At 47.3% G+C, this 537-nt stretch carries 1 protein-coding gene; it reads right to left on the bottom strand.

The window, feature by feature from the left end; all coding sequences use genetic code 11:
• Positions 1-537: lipoprotein insertase outer membrane protein LolB (lolB, locus tag ABD056_RS22835; RefSeq protein WP_343870605.1), on the bottom strand; the 537-nt coding region annotated here is incomplete at both ends.

The following is a 537-nucleotide window of genomic DNA, read 5'->3' as shown; positions in this document are numbered from 1 at the left end:
ATCGGCCTGGGCTTTTAGTCTGATTTCTTTGGGTAAGGCTAAGGCATCTGGGAAAAACGTCACATAACTGACCTGCCAGTCCCGCTCTTGGCTGTCTTTTAGAGTAAAACTGGTTAAACGTCCCTGCGCATCCCATTGATGATTAAAGCTTTCCGGGCTTGCCACACCTTTGAGCCAAAGCGGCATTTCTTCAATAGGTAAGCTCCAGCCGGATAAATAGTCCAGCAGGGCACTGGCTGATTGTGCTTGATGAGTTTCACCATCTGCTTTAACCGTAGCGCCTAAAGCGTCGGTTTCCAGTACAAAAATGCTGATGCCCACAAAGTTGGTCATATTGGCCTGAAAATAAGGCCCTTGTTGTTGCCAGTTTAAACTGCCGCTGACACTCTCTTGAGGTGCTTTTACACCTAAGGCTCCGGTCAGTGTAAACTCCTGCAATTGTTCTAATTGCAATTGTCGTTGTTGGGCTGATAGGGGAATAACTGGTTTTAGCTGGCTGCTTTGCCTGGCACATCCTGTCAAAATCAGACTGAACAC

Source organism: Caenispirillum bisanense (assembly GCF_039523075.1).
Lineage (GTDB): Bacteria > Pseudomonadota > Alphaproteobacteria > Rhodospirillales > Rhodospirillaceae > Caenispirillum > Caenispirillum bisanense.
This window is presented reverse-complemented; position numbering and strand designations above follow the sequence as displayed.